Genomic DNA, 22454 nt, shown 5'->3' with positions numbered 1-22454 from the left:
TTAACGAACCTCCCTTACCTTTATAACATGCTTAAACAAACATATTATATCAAGCAAAAATTTATTGCAAGCGGACTCCACAAGAAAATATTTTGTTTTATCTTCTAAACCACTCCATTTATCTCCAAAAGCATCCGCTAATGTGGCTTTTGCAAATTCTTTAAACACCTTATCTTTATCCTTTATATCTCTCCATTCCTTTAATTTTCTTATAAGCATTTCTTCGATAAAATTTATCTGTGAATTTGAAAGATTATTTTTAAGTACTTCCCATAGTTCAATCATCTCTGATATCTGATAAAAATAATACGGCCTTGATGTGTATAGTTTATATTCTGAATTTCCTCTCTTACCACGCTCATAATATATCCTGTATCTGTCAGACGTTCCTACAAGAAAGTCAAAATCAAAATAACCGGGATACAGAAAATAGCTCTTCGCTTTAGAAAGCCTGTCCAAATCATCAAGTGTATATTTTTCATTTTCACTTAATCGTTTTATAGGGTAAAAGCTATAATACTTATCATTCCTTATACCTATGGTGTTCCACCAGGGTTTCATTTCCTTTGCCTCTTTAAATTCTTTTTCTTCCAACATTCTCTTTTCTGAATCCAGAAGAACATAAAGTGGAAATTTTCTATTCGCAGCAAGCAATTTAATATTTAAAGGTAATTTCCCGAGAACTTTTTCAAATCTCTCATTAAACAATTTTGTTACTAACTCAATTATTTTTATTGAATCCTCTGCAGGTACTATCAAGCGAAGAGAAAGTGGTGTTTTAGTTATTTCTATAAATGGATAATAACTTTCAGATTGCAAACTATTGCTATCAGCCTTTATAACTTCATTTTCATTTGATAATAAAATTTCATCTACATCTTTCTCATCAGCTAAATAATAGAAGCCTTCCTCTAGTGCCTGCCGTACTGCCAGCTCTCCCTCTTTATCGCTAAACTTAAATTTTTCAAGGGATTCTATCGTATAAAATTCGCCGTTACTCATGTGAAATACAAGTATACTCTCGGGCTTTAAATTCTTTATTTTAATTACATAGGGAGCCCTCACCTTTATATTTTTTCCTACCTTTTTCTTCAGCTCCTCATAATCTACTTTAAATCTGATTCTTCTCCAACCATAATAATATATCCTCTCTTTAATGTCCCTGGTAACAATCTCAGAAAACTCCTCGGTTTCTCTCCATATCCTGTACAAACGCGCAGGAGATGGATTTTGCGTAAATAAATATCTTAATAATGAATTATGATCTTTCTTAATTTCATCAGGAATATTTTTTTCATCTCCTTTTTCCAAAAAATATCTAATTAGTGGTCCTGTCTCTGTTTTTGTTACATTATTTGCAATCCATTTTGCTATATTAAGAGCATTTTGATAAAGATTTTTCCCTTGTAAAATATTATTGTCTTTCAAGATTCTTTGAACTTTAACATTATTTTCTTTTCCTTTTGCCCAATCCTCAAATGTTTGGGAATAAATTGTATTTATCATTGTGCCGTCAAGCCATTTATCAAGACCAAAATTTATAGACACCAAAGCTATGCGATTATTTACATCCGCTACCTCATCCAGCCATATTGTATTTTGTCTGTCCGAAAACCATATTGCCAGTCTATCTCTTTTTCTATCTTCGCAAATAGCACACATTTCTTTATCTATATCTTTAGGCCTCAACCTGCAAACAGGACAAATATCTTTATTACCCCCCTGTGAATTAGAAAGGCATGGGTTTCCAATGTATTCTTTATTTGATTCCTCTTTGATGTATAAAACAGGCGTTTGTCTGGGAATTTTTCTCTCTCTTTCCGCAAAATCTAACTCCTTGGCAATAATTATTAAACCCCGCGATTCACTACTTAGTTTAAAAACAGGCCAAAGCTCACTTTCACTTCCTTGGGTTATGATTTTCAATGCTTCACTTGAAAGTTTCTTAGCGATTTCAGCTGCTTTATTATTTTCTAGACTCGGAAATGTGAAATACATCCCGTTTATGTCCTCATATATAGCGTTGCCTATAGGATATTTAATCTCACATAAATCCTTGAGTTCTTCTTTTATATCTTCAATAATTTTTCTTCTCGCTAAAATATCGCCAATTTTTTTCCCTTTATTAATAAATCCAAGGCCATTCCATGATATACCAAATATTCGCCATTTTAAATCATTTACACTTAAATTTTCTCCAAGCATCAGTGCAGCTAAAACAGATTTAAATAAAGATGCCGTAGAATAAGAATGATCCCATAAAGTAACGTCATTTGCGGGAATCCTCGTTTCTCCAAGAGTGTGTAAAAATACTGGTTTTAAATTGTTAATTAATGATCTTCTAAAACCTTTTATATCCAATTTCCCACATATATAATCTTCAAATGGAGTTATAAGATTGCTTTGTAAAACTTCTAGCCTACTCTTGAGAACCTGCAAGTCTATTTTTTCTTTAGGATAGCCAAATGGAGAAACAATAAGTGTATTTTCAACTGATTGCTTCACTCTCACAATTCCTTTATCGTCAGCGCTATCAATTTTATCACAACTTTGTAAATATTCGACAATTTTATCCTTCGGATTATGATGTTCCGTAATAATTTTGTAGACGCTTGAACTTTTGCCGTTTATTTGGAATTCAAAATGCTTAGACTTAATTTTATCTACTAATTCTGATTCTAAAAATCCATCAATATTTCCATGATAAAATTTTTGTCCTCCTTCTAAGGACTGTCTTCGAACAAAATCAGGATGGCATTTGCCAATATCGTGAAGTAAAGCACCTATTTCTCCTTTTAGAATAGAATCTTTATTTTTCTTCAAAGGATCAAGGACATCGCTCATTATTTGGACCTCCTGTCTCTCCAAACAAAGATATGATTTCGCTATTTAACTCATTTAAATTCTTTATTTTTTTAATTGTGCATTCACCATCAAGCTTTAATAAAATTTCTCCTTCTTTGATTTCTTCTTCTATTACGCCAAAGCCAGATGTTTTCTTTGCTGAAAAACCATATGTATAAAACATTAATTTCAATGCCTCTCCCAGAAACGTTAAATCCTTTTTAACCTCTTCTCTTATTTCAGATTTTCCTTTTTTAGGATATGGAAAATAAAGAAGATAAAAGTATCCATCTTTTTCAGGTTTCATTACCTCAAGAGGTATCGGCCCTTTGTTAGTAGGTGTCCTCGTATCTCTTTTTAACGGCGTAATAATATCTTTTTCTGCTTCATCTTCAAAAAATGTTGTAAAAAAATAAAGCCTGCCTTTTAGCATTTCTTGCTTTTTTCTTGGCTCAGATCCAAAAAGGCGTTCAATAATACTTTCCTTTTCAGCGTCATCACTCCATTTCACTTTTTCTGCAGCAAATCTTAAATGTCCCTTCCATGTCGAAGGCCTAACAATAGGAAGCCCTGTAAACCTGTCTCTGACAATTGGGTTTTCCAACACTTTTGTTCCTTTATCATTACTCTTTTTCTCCACCCATTCTGGCAAATAAAACTCCTCTTCATCTTTACTCGTGTACGGTTTTTTCAATGTAAAGAGAATTTTTATAAGCACAGAGTACTGGGGAAAGCAGCAAAAATCATCAACAGAAGGATAAAAATCTTTTATCTCGCCTTTACTTTTCTTGATTTTATTTCTCACTTCTTTTTTCAACTTACCAAGCAGAACCTTACATGATTCTTTTTTTTCTTTATCCCATCGATCAAGATAATAATCATAGATCAATTGTACCTCACCCCCAAACATTAATTTAGGATCTCGATACCACTTTTTTCTTCTATTATCTTTACATTTAAATTGTTATCTTGACTACTATGGCTGTTATCAGAAAATAAATATTCACCTAATCCATTTACCAATTTATTTTTTATTTTTTCTCTATTTCCTGTTAGCCATCCGAATACCCTTACCTGAACCGTTTTATCATCAATCCTGTATCCATGGGACACAAAAACTTTCGAACCCCGACCTAATTCCCCAAATATCTCGTGTCTCTTACCTTCATCACCTTCAGTCCTTCTTAAAGCATCTCTAATATGATATGCTATAGGTATAAAGTGGTAATCATTCCACAGTTGGTTCCATCCGTCATCCCTTTTATCTTCCAAATCTCCATAGCTCTTATTTTGTCTCCAAAAAGCTTTATTTTTTATCAACTCTGATATCTCTTTATTAAAAGTTACATTAATTTTATAAACAAAAAAGTCTTCTAATAAATTCGCCGCTCCAGTTTTATTCTTTTCTCGTATAATTTCAACAGAATCTCCTTGTAATAATCCATTTTCGACAATCTGTATAACTCCATTGCCTTGGGAAGTATGTGCGCCTAATGCCCCGTATTCTGATATAACTTTCAAAGTCTTATTTAGCAAAGCCCACTCATTATCGGTTATTTCTCTCAGAGGAATAAATTTAAAAACAATTGGTTTATCAGATATAAAACCCGAAACCCTTCTGCTAAGATGTGTTTCTCCTCTCCGTGTGCCGATTTTCACATTCGGTTCTAAAGGCAACAGCTGACCTCCACTAAACTCCACTTCTAACCTGAACTTTCTCGCCCATCCAGTACATCCAAACAGTTCACACACGTCACAATGTTTTTTGTCTTTACATTTTACCTCAGATTCTGAATCAGTTGGATCGCAAGCTTTTCTGCCCAGACCTTTCACAACCATTTCGTACCACCATCTTAGACTTCCAATAAGTCCTGTTTCTCTTAAAACCGTATTTTTCCCATTTTCGTCGCCAGTCCATAAGGGTGTCAGGGTTTTAATCTTAATTGTAACAACGTCCATAAATTTTTCCCCTTTCAGCAACCTTTCTCCACGTTCCTTTAGTTATTAAACGTAAAGATGCTTTTTTTGGTTACTTACATTATTATCCTTTACAAAATATTTCGACATATTTCGTCAAAAAAATATATCATAAATACTCCGCTTTTTTCTTTTTAAGCTCCTTCAATACCTCCTTTACATCCTGGGCTTTATCTTTTGAACATATCAACAAAGCATCTTCTGTGTCCACGATTATGACATCTTCTATACCCAATGTAGCGATGAGCTTCTCACTGCCTGTTATGATGCACTTCTTTGTATCCACGCTCACCACATTGCCTCTTATGACGTTGCCGTTTTCATCCTTTTCATAAAGCCTCTCTATGGATGTCCAGCTTCCCACGTCGTCCCAGCCAAAATCACCCGGCACCACATAGACATTTTGTGCTTTCTCCATCACGCCATAATCTATGGATATGCTCTCAAGCTTTGAATACTCTTCGTACAATACCTGTTCTATTTTATCCGTATCAAAATATTCCCTTATGGTGTTCAGTGCATTGCTTAATTCCGGCATGTACCTGGATATAGCATTTAATATAGCCGATGTCTTCCATATAAACATACCGCTATTCCAGAGGTAATTTCCGCTTTCTACGTATTTCACCGCTGTGTCGTAATCAGGCTTTTCTACAAATTGCTCTACCTTATGAACCGGATTTTTATTTATTATCTCTTTGGTCAGCTTTCTAAACTTTATATATCCATAACCCGTTTCAGGATGCGACGGCTTTATGCCTATCGTAACAAGGTTGTCCCCTGCTTTCGCCTTCTCTATCGCCGATTTTAGCACACCTATGTACGTCTCTTCGTCTTTTATCACGTGATCAGAAGGGACAACTACCATGACGGAGTCTTCACCAACTCTTTGGGTGTGAAGGGCTGCAAGGCCTATACACGCGGCTGTGTTCTTGCCCATAGGCTCTAATAAGTATGTTGCCCGTGGGCAAATCCGGTATCTGATCGCTTATGATCTCGGCGTAGTCCATGTTTGTCACCACAAATATATTCTCGACGGGCATAACCTTTTTAAGCCTGTCCACCGTCTGCTGTATCATCGTCCTGTCGCCGTACAGCTTTAAAAACTGCTTAGACATCTTTATCCTGCTTTTGGGCCAAAACCTCTCGCCTTTGCCCCCTGCCACGATAACACCTGTTATCATACGCATCACCCTCTTTTGAATTGATCTCTGTAAATCTTGTTATATCAATTGCCAACTTTACAAATTTTTCTTCTATTACAATTATAGCATAAAATTCACTTAAGTGTCATAATAATGACGATGTATTTACTATAACAACTTTTCCCACCATTCTTTATTCTCTAAATACCATTGTATGGTCTTTCTCATGCCATTTTCAAAACTGTAAATAGGCCTCCAACCCAGCTCTTTCTGAATCTTTGATGAATCCATGGCATACCTTATGTCATGTCCAGGCCTGTCTTTTACGTACTTTATCAATGATTCAGGTTTGCCTAGTTTTTTTAATCCTTCTCCGTATACCGGTAATTCCCTATCGTGCAGCGCATTTATTATCATAAGCACAATAAGTTTCTCTGGAAACTGATAAGGGCCGTAGTTATTTGAACAGCGTGTTATATTCACAGGCAATCCATATGTACGATGGTATGCCCTTACTAAAAGATCTGCTGATGCCTTGCTGGCTGAATACGGGCTGTTGGGAGCCAGCGGCGTTTCTTCTGTAAAATATCCGGCATCTCTAAGCGACCCATATACTTCATCGGTAGATATCTGAAGACATTTCTTCACACCGTATTTTCTTGCAGCATCCAGTAACACCTGTGTACCTAAAACATTTGTTTTTAAAAATACAGATGGGTCTTCTATACTGCGGTCAACATGGGATTCTGCAGCAAAGTTAACGACATAATCGATACCCTTTGAGAATATCTCATCAACTAAATCTCTATCTGCTATATCGCCTTTTATAAATGTATAATTGGGATTATGCTCAATATCTCTTAAATTCTCAAGATTGCCTGCATACGTGAGCTTATCAAGGTTAATTATCTTATAATCGCTATGTTTTTTAAGCATGTATTTAATAAAGTTGCTACCTATAAAACCTGCTCCACCTGTCACTAATACCTTCATTAAATCACCTTTCGCATATCTATCGTTCAATTATCCAACTTTTAAAACCTGGTCACCACAATGTAAACTTCCAGATATTTCGTCATCATCATTTATCCAGCTTAGTTACCCCTACTTCTCGATAAACGTTATAATTCAATGATTCCAAAAGCTGATTTAATGTCATATCATCCTTTACGCCTGATGAAGCCTCCTTCATAAAAGCTGTTTTTATCGTCAGCAATATTATTTTTATATCCAACCATATAGAGTAATTGGTTATGTACATAAGATCAAATCTCAACTTATCATCAAAGTCGGTAGTGTATTTACCCAGGACCTGGGCCAGTCCTGTTATGCCTGCTTTAACGTTATGCCTGTAAGTATAAGTTGGATGTTGTTTCTCAAATTGGGCAACAAAAAATGGCCTTTCCGGTCGGGGACCAACAAAACTCATCTCGCCTTTTAAAACATTAAAAAGCTGAGGCAGTTCATCTAGCCGCGCTGCCCTCAAGATTTTACCCACTTTGGTTATGCGGGGATCGTCATCTGTCGCCAGTACCGGCCCCGTCAATTTTTCTGCATCTTTGTACATGGTCCTAAATTTGTATATATTAAATTCTCTGTTCTTCTCTGTGATCCTGACCTGTTTATATATTATAGGTCCTGGTGACGTTAATTTTATTAACAACGCTATTATCAGCATAATCGGCGACGCGATAATAATACCTATAAGCGACAGAATAACATCAAAAATCCTCTTTATATACCTCTGCTCAACAGTCAGTGCAGGATAGTTGATGCTTAAGGTTGGAACATCGTTTTAGCCAATTTCCCAGCCGCTCTTCATCACCGATGATCCTACGAAAGAAATTTTTCTGCAGGGCGTGATAACTAAACTTAGGTAAAAATGCAGCTATGTAGCCCATATGAACCAAAAACAGGTCAACTATAAAAACCACAAATTGCTTAGCTTTCATATTTACCGATGTACATGCATTGTACCCTCTTCCCTGCTCCACGGCACTTTTTCAACGCTTCCTTCCCATAAACCATGATCAATTGACTTGAGTCTGTTTACATAATCACCATCGTACCCTAATAAACGTAATATTGTTAATTCTAAATACCATAACCCTAATTCATGGGCTTTCCACCTATCTTCAAAAGATAAAGCTTTGACTTTTTCTTTTTTTACCGGATGAACAATACTATTTCTAATCTCCGTAAACAAATGCGGTCCATCTTCATATCCGGGACTAATACTAAAGGGAATCTTAAATGGTATTTCAAGACCATGCAATAATAAGCGAATTTTATCCGATTCATATAACTTATCATATTTATCCTTTGATATTATAAGTTCTTCTTGAGTAAATCTTACCCACGAAATTAATTCCAAAGCAGTACTAACCCATATAAACGCTTCTTCCATTAAATCAGCTTCTAGACTTTCTATATACCATTCTAATGCCATTATTAAAGATTCTTTCCATAGAGGATTTTTAAGTTTTTCCACAAATAATGGAAATATTTTCCCCAGCATCTCTGGATGTTGTCTTGAAAACCAAGTAATTTTTCCTTTTTTCCAATTTGAAACCCTACAATCCTGGATTTTTTTCCATATACAAGATCCATCTCTGAAACCCAACATAACATCCAAACCTACATATCTGCCCCTGGCAAATGAAAATAACCAGAACAACGCATAAAACAAAAAATCAACATCTTGTGGCTTAAATAGCTGTTTATCAGTACGTTCAATCACCCCTACATGGGTTACCTCATACAAACCTGTATTTTTTAGCCAATTAAATATGGATTTATAATCTGGTTTTTTATCAATAGTTATTTCCCACATATCATAATTTAAGACTATTCTGCCCAATGTATCATCAAAATTCAATATATAAAAATATAATCTATCAATTTCTCGTTCAGGCTTTTCAATGGTATTTGTAATTATACCACTTAACGATAAACCACTATCTGATGAAAATTTGAAGTTTGTTATTAAAATTTTAGTAGGATTGAAATCTGGTAAATACAAGTATAACTCTTGCGAATCCAAACCTAGATCTAATTCACCTTTCACGACATACCCTTTAAAATGTATTTTAGGCTTAGGTAATAATGATAAATAAACACTTCCATTATTTAATGTGTATAATGTATTTTTATCCTTGTCTTTTATCTCTAAATCGCCATTATAAATTGTTAGTTTCTTTCCTTTCAGTGATGGTAAATTCTCACCTACATATCCACCAATTTCTTTTGGTAGATCATAATGCATAATTTATAATCCCCCAAAATTTATCTCAAATACGTACTATACATCTTATCTATTCCCTTAATATCCAAAACATAATCCTTTTCACTTTTAATGGCATCCTTAATAAGATCTCCTATTGGATCTCATATCTATGATGGCTATAACTGATATCCAGGTTTTTAAATATTTCGACATGTTTCGCTAAAAAATAAGTACTGATAGATAACCGGCTTGTATCATATAATATCAAACCCATAATCATCACGTATTTTTTCTAAAAAGTCAAATGCAGAATCTATTTCCTCATCAGTATATTTTCTCTCTGACTTTACTATTTTTACCTTGTTATTAATTTCATTCCGAGAATACCCTTCTTGTTTGAAGTATATAATTGTGGCAACAAGTTCTAAAAATCTGGCATTTTGCTCATTAAGAATATTAATTAAATTACTATAATCTTTTAGATTATCCTTTATAACATCATTTTTAATTTTTAATCTATAAGTATACTTAGGAAATAACCCACCATCATCTTTTTTTTCTTCAATTATATTCATTAGTTTGAGCTCTTCAAGTTCAACTGTTAAAGTATCTGAATACGGACCATAATAATGAAAGTAAAAGTCCTCCATAAAATTTGCTCCTAAACTTTTTAGTATGTATACTATTTTCTGCAATTTTTTGCGTCCATCTATCTCTCCCGCAATACTCAATAGTTCAATAATATTGGAATAATCATTTAATATACCGCTCACTCCAACCCCTCCAAATATTCATCTAGATACTTTATTATATCATCACATATATTAACACCTTCATAATTATTTCTTGGAAAATATAAATAATACTTGATTCCCTGATTTCCGGATATGGCTCTTATTGAGTCAGAAAATCTAGTGATAGATCTGATTTTACCTTTGTTGTTAATTAAAATTGGTGGTTTTTCCCCTTCTTCACCTTCGACATAATAATCATATGTCACATTACTAGGTCTATCAAGAGCGAGATAATATTCATCATCCATTCCTTGACTATTTAGTTTTTCCCTTATTCTATCTAAGCTTATAGGTACACTTTGTTTCAATTCATAAGCTTTATATAAATCCCTATACAAATATTTGCAGCATAAATCACTTAATATCCTATCGGTTGAATCCTTCCATAACAGAATCGCATATAAAATTACACTGTCATTTAAACGTATATAGTCATTTACGTTTATATTCTCATTCTTAAATATAGGAGTCAATACATCTATTTTTATATCTAAGGAATTCTGTTCATATAAGTATTTTGCTCTCTTCAAAATATTCTGCAGCAACAATTCGTATCCTCTAGTAGTTTTATGATAGTATACCTGCCAATACATATAATGCCTGGCATACACATATTGTTCCACCGCATATAATCCTTTATAATCCACAACTACATTATCATTGTTCACTAACAAAGACTTTATAAGCATATCTACATCAAATAGCCCATATTTTACACCTACATAATAGCTATCTCTTAGTAAATAATCCATTCTATCTACATCGAGTTGACTTGATAACAAATAACTCAGATACTTATGTTCATACTCTTTCTTAATTACGTTAGCAACTTTTTGTGGAAAGGTTTCATCAATACCTCTTAAAATCCTATTTACCTCAGTATCGCCAAGAATAATGTTAATTGTCCATTGTTCATGTTTTGTGCCTATTATTTTTTCAAATACATGGGAAAATGGTCCATGTCCGATATCATGTAATAAGGCTGCAGCTAATCCTATCTTCCTCATTTCGTCATCTATATTAATTACATTTTTTAATTGAGATAGTGCTCTGTCCATTAAATACATAGTACCTATAGAATGTGAAAATCTGGTATGGTTTGCGCCATAATATGTAACTTCCGATGTACCAAGTTGCCTTATTTGTCGCAATCTCTGAAATTCTTTACTGTTTATCAAATCTAAAATCCACTTATCATCTATTATTATGAAGTTATAGATTGGATCTCTAAAATATTTTTTCATAATAAACATTCCTCACAACCAGATTAATATTATTCACATTCTTTATATTCTTAATCTCGTCTCTGGAATAACCTCTTTTGTCTTTCGTGTATATCTATATTTAAAATGGTTATAATATACATTAATCTACAGAATTAGGAGCGATAATATAACATGGAGGATAATAATTTTTTTATTGGTTTGATTAATGGTTTATTATTAAGTGGTTTGCTTTGGCTTGTAATACTTGCTCTAATATATTACATTTATACAAACTAAGTCTTTTTATCGTCTCATACATCATTTGTTGCGTCGCCAAGTATATCTTCCGTTGCTGCGATTTCCTCTATGGTTTTAACATGCGATGGATTATATTCAGGTACAAGTCTTTTTATAAAAGCTTTGACTTGATCTACATTCATATCATCTATAGTGGTTCTATATTTCTCTAGTAAAAGCATCAATCCATCGTAATCATCAAAAACCGGCTTTTCAATAAAAATTTTATCGTGCTTTGTGGAAGCATACTTATCTTCCGATAAAAGCAGTTCTTCAAATAACTTTTCTCCCGGCCTTAAGCCTGTTATTATTATGGGAATATCCACATCGGGTTCAAAACCTGACAAGCGTATTAAATCCCTCGCTAAATCTATAATCTTGACTGGTTCACCCATATCCAGCACAAATATCTCTCCACCTTTGGCAAGGGCGCCCGCCTGGATTACCAGTTGTACAGCCTCGGGTATTGTCATAAAATACCTTTTAACCTCTTCATGGGTTACAGTCACCGGCCCACCTTCGGCTATCTGCTTTTTAAATAATGGTATCACACTGCCATTACTGCCCAATACATTGCCAAATCTTACTGCAACAAATTCTGTATTGCTTTTCTTGTCAAATGACTGAATTATCATTTCACATATTCTCTTTGTCGCTCCCATGATGCTCGTAGGATTTACCGCCTTGTCTGTGGATATCATAACAAACTTCTTTACATTATGTAAATCAGCGTATTTTACAAGATTGAGCGTCCCGTAGACATTATTTTTTATCGCTTCTTGAGGGTTATCTTCCATAAGAGGAACATGTTTATGAGCAGCCGCATGAAAAACTATATCGGGTTTGTACTTTTTAAAGATATTACTGATTCTCTTTTCATCTCTTATACTTGCTATAATACAGCTCATATTAAGGTTTGGATATTTTCTTTTTAATTCCTGTTGTACATCGTACATATTATTTTCATATATATCTAAAATAATCAAATGTGATGGTGAAAATCTCGCTACCTGTCTGCAAAGTTCGGATCCAATAGAGCCTCCCCCACCTGTAATCATTACTTTTTTATCTTTAATGTAACTACTCATCTCATCTAAATTTACCTTAACTGGTTCTCGCCTCAATAAATCGTTTATGTCCACATCCCTTATATTATTAACCGATACAGTTCCGTCTACCAGTTCATATATCCCAGGTAATGTTTTAACTTTTATATGTATTTCACTGCACTTGTCAATAACTTTTTTTAATAAAGATTTAGGAGCAGAAGGAATAGCAAATATAACCTCGTTAATTTCTTTTTCATTGATAATATCCTGTATGTCATCGATCTTGCCCATAACGGGTATCCCATCAATGCTTCTATACAATTTAGATTTATCGTCATCAAGTATTGCTACCGGTTTCATGCCGATTTCAGGGTGATTTTTTAGCTCCCTTATGAGCATTCGACCTGCACTTCCAGCACCAATAATCAAGACTTTTTTGTGCGCAACATTTTTTAGCGAATTATTGTTATAATTCATGTAATTTCCATATAAAATACGACTACTAGTTATCAATATAATACTTAAAAACCAATATAACGGATAAATAGAACGAGGCAAATGTATCTCTAGCAAAAATAATACCAATGATGACATACCGCTGCTTATAGTCGTAACTACCATTAATTCCATAATATCCCTTAAATTTGCATATCTCCAGATTTTATTGTATTGCTTAAAAAATATAAATGTAACAATACTGATGAGAGTAACCAAATAAAAAGACTTTTCATACACGATAAAATATTGGTATGGAATATTGTAATCAAATCGTAAATAAAAAGAGAAAAAATACGCTATATTCAATAATAACGTATCTATTATTAACAGTGAAACTTTTCTTTTATTTCTCCACATATGAACATCTCCCTATTATTTACCAAAGAGGTTTATAGCCTCTCTTAACTTCTCCACCACATAATCTATCTGCTCATTCGTTATTTTATTAAAAAATGGCAAAGCGATTGTTGATTTTGCTACTGATTCTGTCACTGGAAAATCTCCTTCTTTATAGCCTGTCATTTCTTTTATATACGGCTGCAAGTGAACAGGAGTAAAATAAGGCCTGCATCCTATTCCATTATTAATCAAATATTGCATTACCTTGTTTCTATCTATGTTTTTGTCTAATCTTATAACATAAATAAACCAGCTCATCTTATTAACTTGTGGAGCTATGTAAGGGATTTTAACTCCATCTAGATTTTTTAGCCTTTCATTATATTTTTCGGCCACTCTGGCTCTTTTTTTAATTATTTCCTCTATCCTCTCCATTTGAACGATACCCAGTGCAGCATTTAATTCACTAAAACGGTAATTAAATCCAAGTCTTTCATGTTCAAGCCATAAACCTGTAATCGGTCTACCTTGACTCCTCATACTTCTGCTTAATTGTGCAATGTCTTCATTATCAGTAACAATTACACCGCCTTCGGCCGTTGTTATTTGTTTATTAGGATAAAAAGCAAAAGCGCCTGCATCACATAATGTTCCAGCCTTAATTCCATTATACTCCGATCCCAGTGCTTCACACGAATCTTCGATAACTTTTAAATTGTATTTTTTTGCTATCTCATTTATCTTCACCATATCCAACGGCTGGCCAAAAATATCAACAGCCATTATCGCCTTTGTTCTATCGGTAATTTTTTCTTCGATTTTATCAATATCCATGTTAAGCGTATCAGGATCTATATCAACAAATACAGGCTTTGCTCTTTCGTACAAAAAGCAGTTTACCGTAGCCACAAAAGTAAATGGCGTTGTTATAACTTCATCCCCATCTCTAATACCTAATGACCTTACTATCAAATGCAAAGCACTTGTCCCACTATTCACTGCTATCGCATATTTTTTACCTACATATTTGGCTACTTTCTCCTCGAATTCTACAATCTTAGGCCCTATGCTCAGTATATCAGATTTCAAAACCTCAACTACTGCGTCTATCTCCCTCTGCGTGATATCTGGCCTCGCTAAAGGTACATTCATTTATTTAGCCTCCTCGTGAAATTTAATTGGCTTAGCTGGTACTCCTACGGCAGTACAATTAGATGGTATATTATCGACCACCACTGCACCTGCTCCTATAATCGTGCCTTTGCCAACCTCTTTATTTTGTATTATCGTGGCATTTGAACCTATTAAACAACCTTCATTTATCCTAACATTTCCTGCCACATTTACATCCCATAACAATGATACATAATCATCAATATAAGCTTCATGTCCAATTCCACACTTTGGACTTATAATCACGTGATTACCTATTTTGATATTAGTTGTTAATATACATCCGGGATATATTATAACATCTTTTCCAATCAGATTAGTTTTTGATATATAAACTGATGGATGTATTATATTCGCATATTCCACATTATAATTTTCTAATTTAGATACAATACTTTTTTTAATTTTATAATCAGCGATAGCACATATAACAAATATATTGTCGGCATTATTACTTAAATAGTCAATCCCACCCAATACCTTTATTCCATTAATATATTTGCCGTGTAAATCCTTATTATCATCTATAAAACCAATTAAATCCCATGTTGGTTTAATATTATTTATTTCCTCAATAAGCAATGCGACTTCTTTACCTACTCCACCTGCACCTATAATAGCTATTTGCCTTAATATCTCAATCATCCCCCACAGTTATTGTTATTTCCCGTAAACTTGGGCATCGTGGCATATCCTTCCGCTGATATGCCTTCTCTTGTTATAACTTTTTTTATCGTAATAAACAAAATCTTAAAATCGAGTAACAAATTCCAGTGGTCAACATACCATACATCCAGTTTAAATTTTTCTTCCCATGATAGATTATTTCTTCCATTAATCTGTGCCCAACCAGTTATACCCGGTCTAACATCATGGCGCCTCATCTGCTCTTCTGTATAATAATTTAGGTACTCCATAAGCAATGGTCTTGGACCAACAAGACTCATATCTCCTTTTAACACATTAAATAGTTCTGGTAATTCATCAAGGCTTGTACTCCTAAGCAATCTACCTATCTTTGTCAATCTCTCTTCATCAGGTAACAAGTTACCCTCTTTATCTCTTTTATCGTTCATAGTCCTGAACTTATAAATCTTAAATGGCTTACCCTTTAAACCAGGCCGAGTCTGACGATACAAGATTGGGGAACCCATTGCTAAGTAAACAATAACTGCAATTATTAGTAATAATGGAGATAATATAATTAAAAGAAGTGATGACATGATTATATCTAAAATCCTTTTAATAATGCTTGAATTCATTTAATCCCCCCATTTTTACTTAGCTTCTTCCATCCCTATTTTTACACAATGATTAGGGATTATATATCGCCTCAACAAATATTTTTAAATGAAATAACATCGCATTTAAGATAATTTATTTCTAAGCCTGGAGACAAACACGATTTTTGGTTTGGTACCAGTTACAATTGTTTCTATATAGTCACATATTACACCTATTATGTCATTGACGTTACTATGATCATATAAAAATTCTAATAGCCATTTAACTAATGAAATACCATAATTTTTAAATTCCATATCTTCTTCTATAGACCAAATACGGCCTAATTCACATATAAACGCTTCTAAAGTTTTTCCAATATAATAGATAAAGCTACTAACTTTCTGGTTAATAAAGCTATTTGGCACAACCTCTACTAAAGGTCAATCGTATTTAACCTAATTTATTACTTTCTTCAACCAATATTACCACTTTCAATTTATTGCATATTTAGCATTTAAATATCTTCTATAAATCTCATCCATTTCTTTTAATACCTTGTCAATGGAATAATCCTTTATGATTTTTCTCCCTTCATCTCCCATTTTTGCTCTCAAATCTTTGTCTTGAACTAATCTTTTAATAGCTCCAACGGTAGCATTCACATCATTAATAGGTACTAAATATCCGTTAATACCATCTTTGACCAGATCCCTGTTGCCTCTTACATTTGTAGCTATAACTGGTTTCCCTGCCGCCATTGCCTCCATAATGCATCGAGGTAAGCCCTCCCTCATCGATGTCAAAGCAAATACATCTGAAATACATAATAACTCAGGTATATCTCGTCTAAAACCTAATAATTTAACTTTATTGTCTAATCCTTTATCATGTATATATTCTCTTAAATAACTTTCATATTTTCCTAAACCTACAATTAGATAATATATATTATCATAATTCTTCAAAATTACCAATGAATCTATAATCTGTTTATGATTCTTATTCGCATTTAACTCTGCAACAGTTAATATTACTATATCTCTGTCGTTAAAACCAAATTTTTCTCTCAACTCTTTTCGTCTATTTTCATCATCTATAAAATATTTATCGACATCAAGCCCAACACCATGAACATAGAAAACAGCATCTTTTATTCTCAATTTAAATTTCTTAGCAGCATTATAATCCTCATCATTCATCGTTATCAAACCATCGGTCCAACGGGCAACCAATCGCTCCATTGTATAATATACGAACCAGTTCTTAATCGGCGCTCCTTTATAAAAATGGAAACCATGAGCTGTATAAAGTACTGGCTTTGTACCAGTGATTATTGCAGCCAATCGCCCTAAAAAAGCTCCAACGGGAGTATGAACATGGACTAGTGAATATTTATTTTTTTTCATAATATTTATCAATTGCTTTAATGCCTTCACATTAGAAAATGAATACGGCGATCTTACAAAATCAACGTTATAATACACAACTCCTAATTTTTTTAGTTCGTCCTGTCTATTTCCTAATTTCGTCGCCACATGAACTTCATATCCTTTGTTTTGAAAATACTGTATAAAAGGAATATGAAAATTTAATATATGACATTCAACAGTTGCTATAAAAAGAACTTTGCTAATATTTCTCTCCATTATTACCAACACCCACTATCATTATGTAAAAAACGATTTAATAACCGTTATTTCCTTATCCAGCACCAAACTCTCATTAAAAAATTTCTCTGCCCTTTTTCTACCGTTATCGCCAAGCTTTTTTGCCAAACTTTCATCATCAAGTAATTTCCTTGTAGCTTCATATATTTCTTTTGGGGAATTTACGTCTACCAAAAATCCAGTTTCTCCATTTACAACTTCTTCTCTACAACCCCTTATATTTGTCGCAATAACAGGCTTACCCATAGCCATTGCTTCTATAATAGACCTGGGCATTCCTTCTCTATAAGACGGCAATATAAAAAAATCACTTATCTTTAATAATTCCGGAATATCATTTCTAGTACCTGTCAAAATTATTCGATTTCTCAACTTTTCATCTTGCAAATATAACTCAATTTTTTGTTTTGTCCCTACATCCCTTTCATCTAATGAAGCATCACCTACTATCATTAAATATAAATATCATAGTCATCAACCAAATATTTAAAAGCTTCAAGAAGATCCAAAATACCTTTTTCTTTAACTAACCTACCTACAAAACAGATAATTTTACTATTATCAGCAGATATGCCTAAACTTCTTTTGTAATCTTCTATATTAATTTTTACATTTTCCTGATTGAATCTATTAATGTCTACACCATTACTTATGCATGTGATTTTATCTTTATCTATAATCCCTAATTTAATTGCCGTATCGTAATCTTCTTGACTTTGAGTAAATATGTAGTCTGTAAAATATCTTCCCATTATCTTCTCTATACTCGTAAATATTTTATAGCTTATTTTAGACATATTTTCATGAAAATAAAACCCATGAGCCGTATAAATGATCACAGGAATATGTGCCAGTTTCGCCGCTATCCTACCTAAAACACTGGCGACTGGAGTATGGACATGAACAATATCATATTTCCCATCTTTCATAATCCTATATAGGTTAATAATTGATTTTACATTAGATATAAGGCTTATTTTTCTATCTATTTTTACATATTTGAATACATATCCACGCTTTTCTAATTCTTTTGATTCTTTGCCTTCGGAGCAAGCAATCTCAACTTCAAATCCTTCTTTTTTTAATCTATCAATCAAAGGAAGCAGTAAATTTTTAACTGTAAAATCAACAGCACAGACCTGTAATATCTTAGGCAAAAAAATTCACCTCATTTTATACCAATCTATTACTTTTCTTAGACCTTCTTCAAATGTAACTTTAACACTATATCCAAGCAATTTTTCTGCTTTTTCTATGGAAGCCAATGAATGCTTTACATCGCCAACTCTTGGCTTATCATATATAGGCCTTATATTAGTTCCCAATATCTCATTTATCTTATCGACCAATTGATTTAATGATATTCTCTGCCCACATGCTATGTTAATTACTTCACCATGTCCAACCTTATCTGAGGTCGCTGCTAATATATTCGCTTCAACCACATTGTCTACATACGTAAAATCCCTTGTCTGCTCTCCATCTCCAAATATGACTGGAAATTCTCCTTTTAGAATTTTGGTTATAAACTTAGGTATTACAGCAGCATATTGTGAATTAGGATCTTGCTTTGGTCCAAATACGTTAAAATACCTTAACGATACAGTTTCTAACCCGTATACCTTATAAAATACTCTTCCATACAATTCTTCAACATATTTTGTCACAGCATATGGCGATAATGGATTAGGCATCATATCTTCACTCTTAGGTAATATTTCTGTATCTCCATAGGCAGATGAAGAAGCAGCTATCACAACGCGCTTCACACCAGCTTCTTTTGCCGCAACCAATAAATTCAGTGTTCCGTCGATATTATTAGCATTACTTGAAATCGGATCTGCTACTGATCTTGGTACAGAAGGCAATGCTGCCTGGTGTAAGACAAAATCTATATCTTTAACAGCTTCTTTTACATCATCAATATTTCGCAAATCGCCTTCAATTAAATCTATGTCATCTATAAATTCTTCAATGTTTTCTCTCTTGCCGGTAGAAAAATTATCGATAATTCTTACATATTCTCCTCTTTTTAGAAGTTCTTCAGCTATATTTGATCCTATAAAACCTGCTCCACCGGTAATTAAATATTTAGCCATTATTTATCAATCCTTTCTTTAGTCGCTGCAACTTCCTTTATATAATCGTAAATACTTGTATTCTCACTATAAACCGGAGCACCTAATTTGTATATATTCTTGTTTACAATCCCTTTAAATGCATTTCGAGTATCAATGATAATACTTGCTTTTTCTGCAATTTTTAAGTAATCATAACAAGAATGATCAGTACATAAAACAACACAATCGTAATTTTGCAGATCATCATAGTCTAATTCAACTGACTTTACTGTATTGCCATCTTCATCTACAAATTCTTTAACATAAGGGTCATTGTATTCCAGATTTGCACCCTGTTCTTTTAACAATTTATATATCTCCAATGAAGGTGATTCTCTCAAATCGTCTACATCTTTTTTATAAGCCATCCCTAAAATTAGAATAAAAGAATCGTTGATACACTTTTTATATCTGTTAAGTACCTCGCTTATTTTTGTTACTACATATCTTGGCATATTTCCATTAATATCACTAGCTAGATCTATAAATTTGTTGTAAAAATCATACGTCCTGGCTTTCCACGACAAATATTGAGGATCCAATGGTATGCAATGCCCTCCAATTCCTGGTCCCGGATAAAATGGCATAAATCCAAAAGGCTTGGTTGAAGCTGCCTCAACAACCTCCCAGATATCTATGCCCATCCTATCACACATCATCGCCAGTTCATTAACAAGGCCTATATTAACCGCTCTAAAAGTATTCTCCAACAATTTAACCATTTCAGCAACTTTTGTAGATGAAACAGGAATTACAGTATCTATAGCATTACTATACAAAAGATAAGCTAACTCAAGACATCGCTTTGTGACTCCACCGATTACCTTAGGTGTATTTTTCGTGTTATACTTTTTATTACCAGGATCTACCCTCTCAGGTGAGAAACATAAATAGAAGTCCTCTCCTACTTTATATCCCATGTCTTCGATTTCTTTTTGTATCAATTCTTCTGTTGTACCAGGATATGTGGTGCTTTCTAAAACTATCAACAAGTCCTTATGAAAATATTTTTTTATTTCATTTACTGCATTTACTATGTATGATATATCAGGATCTTTTGTTTTCCTTAAAGGTGTTGGAACGCATATACTCAGCGTATCCACCTGTGAAATTTTGCTGAAATCCGTGGTAGGAATAAATTTGCCTTCATCAACGTGTTTTTTAACAATATCTGATTGGACATCTAAAATATAAGATATTCCATCCAATAATGAAATTACTTTTTTCCCATTAACATCAAATCCAATAACCTTAATCCTGCATCGGCAAATGCAATCGCTAATGGCAAACCGACATAGCCTAAGCCTATGATACCTATAGTAGCTTGTTTGGATATTATTTTTTCTTTTAATGTCATCTATAAATATCCTCCAATAATTAATCTAAAAGTTAAGTTCATTTAATTAGACTTTTATATAAGGTTGTTAAATTATTTATATACACTTCTATTGAAAACCTATTTATCGCATCTTTATATGCATTTTTCCCCAAGTATTCCGCATACTCTGTGTCATTCAACAATTTCTCAATAGCATTAGCTAATTCTAACTCGTTCTCTGGTTCTACTAATATTCCGCTTTCCCCATCTCTTATCAATTCTGGTATTCCACCTACATTTGATGCTATAATAGGCTTCGCTTTTGACATAGCTTCTAAAAGAGAAATAGGCAATCCTTCCCATCTTGATGGTAATACAAATATTTTTGTTTGTTCTAACAAAATATCAATATCACGTCTATTGCCAAGAAAATCAACTTTATCGTCTAGTTTTAAAGCATTTCTTAGTTTTATTAAATCATCTTTTAAAATACCATCACCAGCTATTGCAACTTTCGTTATTTTATCTTCAATCAATTTTAGCGATTTTAATAAAATGTCTACACCTTTAACATTGCTTCTTAATGAACCTACTAGCAGAATATCATATATTTTTTGTCTTTCTACAATTTTTTCTATGGGAATGCCATTATATATTACCAAAGCTTTATTTGACAAAGAAGGTATCCATTTCACTAAATCATTTTTCGCCATTTCACTAACGCAAATTATTTTTTTATACATTAAATATGACAAGTTATCGAATAACTTAAAGACTTTATACTTTCGTCTTCTATTGAAACTACTATGTTCAGTAAAGACATATTCCACCTTCTTTGTAAATAATGATGCTATCGCACAAAAATATTGCGCAGGGAAAAGATGTACATGAACTATGTCATATTTATTTTTGTTTATTAGCTTTATTAATTTAAATATAACTCTTAGATCATATTTATTTTTTAAATTTAAATCGAATATATTTATATTTCTATCAAGCAATTTGTGGTATAAAAATGTTTTACTATCGTATAATATACATAAATCATTGTGTATTTCACTATTCTTTTTTGTATATAACAAATAATTTACCAATAAATTTTCTGCTCCACCAATATTTAGACTATCTATCACATGTAGTATCTTCATACTTAAAATTCCCTTCCATCATCTTTTATTTTTTCACGATACCTCCCTCTATTATCTTTCATTTTCTCACGATATCTCCGTTTTTCTTCAATTTTCTCATTGCAACAAGAACCCTCTATGGCTTATATTATCATTTTTTACTCATATTCCCTCCATATGCGTAACCTTAATAAACCTCACTTGTTATTTCCATATTCTGGCGGAATGCCTCCACTTATCTCATGGGGCTTACCCTCCCATCTCTCACAGGATCTTCGTCCTTAATTTCTTCGTTCTACCTGCCATGAGGTGGATGTCAGCTACGCTCCTTTGCAGGGTCTCTGCCCTTATGGTGAAAATTCTTACCTGACTATTCCAGCTCTTGTTGTCAATGTTCAAATCGTAATTTTATTTTCTAAAAATACATATCTCTTTTTTATCCTTTGCA

Annotated in this window: 18 protein-coding genes and 2 pseudogenes; all 20 read right to left on the bottom strand. The window is 33.1% G+C overall.

From position 1 onward, the window contains the following. Entirely contained in the window at positions 1-2844 is a 2844-nt protein-coding gene (locus tag BUB87_RS10285) for a CRISPR-associated protein Csx11 (RefSeq protein WP_073345000.1), read from the bottom strand. Then, entirely contained in the window at positions 2828-3733 is a 906-nt protein-coding gene (locus tag BUB87_RS10280; RefSeq protein ID WP_084111207.1) for an RAMP superfamily CRISPR-associated protein, read from the bottom strand. Before BUB87_RS10280 ends, BUB87_RS10285 begins: the two co-directional genes overlap by 17 nt. A 20-nt stretch (positions 3734-3753) precedes the next feature. Then, positions 3754-4803: a type III-B CRISPR module RAMP protein Cmr1 gene (cmr1, locus tag BUB87_RS10275; RefSeq protein ID WP_073344995.1), complete on the bottom strand. Its 1050-nt coding sequence runs from the start codon at positions 4801-4803 to the stop codon at positions 3754-3756. A gap of 127 nt (positions 4804-4930) precedes the next feature. Beyond that, positions 4931-6005, bottom strand: a pseudogene (locus BUB87_RS10270) (mannose-1-phosphate guanylyltransferase). Between the two features lie 129 nt (positions 6006-6134). Beyond that, positions 6135-6959 carry a dTDP-glucose 4,6-dehydratase gene (locus tag BUB87_RS10265; RefSeq protein WP_073344993.1) on the bottom strand — a complete coding sequence of 275 codons (825 nt, stop codon included), beginning with the start codon at positions 6957-6959 and terminating at the stop codon, positions 6135-6137. A gap of 88 nt (positions 6960-7047) precedes the next feature. Next, a pseudogene (locus BUB87_RS10260) lies at positions 7048-7746 on the bottom strand (sugar transferase); the annotation flags it as partial. A gap of 174 nt (positions 7747-7920) precedes the next feature. Continuing rightward, a complete protein-coding gene (locus BUB87_RS10250) occupies positions 7921-9231 on the bottom strand; it encodes a YopA family protein (RefSeq protein ID WP_073344988.1) in 1311 nt (436 codons plus the stop codon). A gap of 215 nt (positions 9232-9446) precedes the next feature. After that, positions 9447-9965, bottom strand: a complete 519-nt coding sequence (locus BUB87_RS10245) for a YwgA family protein (protein ID WP_084111191.1) — start codon at positions 9963-9965, stop codon at positions 9447-9449. Continuing rightward, on the bottom strand, positions 9962-11230 hold the full coding sequence (locus BUB87_RS10240) for an HD domain-containing protein (protein WP_084111189.1): 1269 nt from the start codon (positions 11228-11230) through the stop codon (positions 9962-9964). Before BUB87_RS10240 ends, BUB87_RS10245 begins: the two co-directional genes overlap by 4 nt. Before the next feature lie 272 nt (positions 11231-11502). Then, positions 11503-13392, bottom strand: a complete 1890-nt coding sequence (locus BUB87_RS10235; RefSeq protein ID WP_073344983.1) for a polysaccharide biosynthesis protein — start codon at positions 13390-13392, stop codon at positions 11503-11505. A 15-nt stretch (positions 13393-13407) separates the two neighbouring features. Further along, positions 13408-14526 carry a DegT/DnrJ/EryC1/StrS family aminotransferase gene (locus BUB87_RS10230; protein ID WP_073344980.1) on the bottom strand — a complete coding sequence of 373 codons (1119 nt, stop codon included), beginning with the start codon at positions 14524-14526 and terminating at the stop codon, positions 13408-13410. Further along, positions 14527-15192: an acetyltransferase gene (locus BUB87_RS10225; RefSeq protein ID WP_073344978.1), complete on the bottom strand. Its 666-nt coding sequence runs from the start codon at positions 15190-15192 to the stop codon at positions 14527-14529. Beyond that, positions 15189-15809 (bottom strand): sugar transferase, encoded by a 621-nt coding sequence (locus BUB87_RS10220; protein ID WP_073344975.1) that lies wholly within the window; start codon positions 15807-15809, stop codon positions 15189-15191. Before BUB87_RS10220 ends, BUB87_RS10225 begins: the two co-directional genes overlap by 4 nt. Before the next feature lie 456 nt (positions 15810-16265). Beyond that, the gene (locus BUB87_RS10210) at positions 16266-17420 is read right to left on the bottom strand and encodes a glycosyltransferase family 4 protein (protein WP_073344970.1); all 1155 of its coding nucleotides are present in this window, start codon (positions 17418-17420) and stop codon (positions 16266-16268) included. Between the two features lie 21 nt (positions 17421-17441). Continuing rightward, positions 17442-17894, bottom strand: a complete 453-nt coding sequence (locus tag BUB87_RS14560) for a glycosyltransferase (RefSeq protein ID WP_200792809.1) — start codon at positions 17892-17894, stop codon at positions 17442-17444. Then, the gene (locus tag BUB87_RS14555; RefSeq protein ID WP_200792808.1) at positions 17894-18598 is read right to left on the bottom strand and encodes a glycosyltransferase; all 705 of its coding nucleotides are present in this window, start codon (positions 18596-18598) and stop codon (positions 17894-17896) included. Before BUB87_RS14555 ends, BUB87_RS14560 begins: the two co-directional genes overlap by 1 nt. Before the next feature lie 6 nt (positions 18599-18604). Next, positions 18605-19540 carry an SDR family oxidoreductase gene (locus tag BUB87_RS10200; protein WP_073344967.1) on the bottom strand — a complete coding sequence of 312 codons (936 nt, stop codon included), beginning with the start codon at positions 19538-19540 and terminating at the stop codon, positions 18605-18607. Beyond that, the gene (locus tag BUB87_RS10195; protein WP_327021802.1) at positions 19540-20808 is read right to left on the bottom strand and encodes a nucleotide sugar dehydrogenase; all 1269 of its coding nucleotides are present in this window, start codon (positions 20806-20808) and stop codon (positions 19540-19542) included. The genes BUB87_RS10200 and BUB87_RS10195 overlap by 1 nt, the downstream gene beginning before the upstream one ends. Next, positions 20778-20918, bottom strand: a complete 141-nt coding sequence (locus tag BUB87_RS15195) for a hypothetical protein (RefSeq protein ID WP_234946018.1) — start codon at positions 20916-20918, stop codon at positions 20778-20780. Before BUB87_RS15195 ends, BUB87_RS10195 begins: the two co-directional genes overlap by 31 nt. A 38-nt stretch (positions 20919-20956) precedes the next feature. Continuing rightward, positions 20957-22027 carry a glycosyltransferase gene (locus tag BUB87_RS10190; protein ID WP_073344965.1) on the bottom strand — a complete coding sequence of 357 codons (1071 nt, stop codon included), beginning with the start codon at positions 22025-22027 and terminating at the stop codon, positions 20957-20959. Positions 22028-22454: the final 427 nt, after the last annotated feature.

The organism is Caldanaerobius fijiensis DSM 17918 (assembly GCF_900129075.1).
GTDB classification, from domain to species: Bacteria; Bacillota; Thermoanaerobacteria; order Thermoanaerobacterales; family Caldanaerobiaceae; genus Caldanaerobius; species Caldanaerobius fijiensis.
The sequence above is the reverse complement of the archived record's forward strand: the minus strand, read 5'-3'. Positions and strand labels throughout refer to the sequence as shown.

Bases quoted from the DNA above. Each gene is read 5' to 3' on its own strand.
- BUB87_RS10265 (WP_073344993.1), bottom strand. From the start codon at position 6,959: ATGAAGGTATTAGTGACAGGTGGAGCAGGTTTTATAGGTAGCAACTTT.
- BUB87_RS10240 (WP_084111189.1), bottom strand. From the start codon at position 11,230: ATGAAAAAATATTTTAGAGATCCAATCTATAACTTCATAATAATAGAT.
- BUB87_RS10200 (WP_073344967.1), bottom strand. From the start codon at position 19,540: ATGGCTAAATATTTAATTACCGGTGGAGCAGGTTTTATAGGATCAAAT.
- BUB87_RS14560 (WP_200792809.1), bottom strand. From the start codon at position 17,894: ATGATAGTAGGTGATGCTTCATTAGATGAAAGGGATGTAGGGACAAAA.
- BUB87_RS10250 (WP_073344988.1), bottom strand. From the start codon at position 9,231: ATGCATTATGATCTACCAAAAGAAATTGGTGGATATGTAGGTGAGAAT.
- cmr1 (WP_073344995.1), bottom strand. From the start codon at position 4,803: ATGGACGTTGTTACAATTAAGATTAAAACCCTGACACCCTTATGGACT.
- BUB87_RS10210 (WP_073344970.1), bottom strand. From the start codon at position 17,420: ATGGAGAGAAATATTAGCAAAGTTCTTTTTATAGCAACTGTTGAATGT.
- BUB87_RS15195 (WP_234946018.1), bottom strand. From the start codon at position 20,918: ATGACATTAAAAGAAAAAATAATATCCAAACAAGCTACTATAGGTATC.
- BUB87_RS10220 (WP_073344975.1), bottom strand. From the start codon at position 15,809: ATGAATTCAAGCATTATTAAAAGGATTTTAGATATAATCATGTCATCA.
- BUB87_RS10190 (WP_073344965.1), bottom strand. From the start codon at position 22,027: ATGAAGATACTACATGTGATAGATAGTCTAAATATTGGTGGAGCAGAA.
- BUB87_RS10235 (WP_073344983.1), bottom strand. From the start codon at position 13,392: ATGTGGAGAAATAAAAGAAAAGTTTCACTGTTAATAATAGATACGTTA.
- BUB87_RS10285 (WP_073345000.1), bottom strand. From the start codon at position 2,844: ATGAGCGATGTCCTTGATCCTTTGAAGAAAAATAAAGATTCTATTCTA.
- BUB87_RS10230 (WP_073344980.1), bottom strand. From the start codon at position 14,526: ATGAATGTACCTTTAGCGAGGCCAGATATCACGCAGAGGGAGATAGAC.
- BUB87_RS10225 (WP_073344978.1), bottom strand. From the start codon at position 15,192: ATGATTGAGATATTAAGGCAAATAGCTATTATAGGTGCAGGTGGAGTA.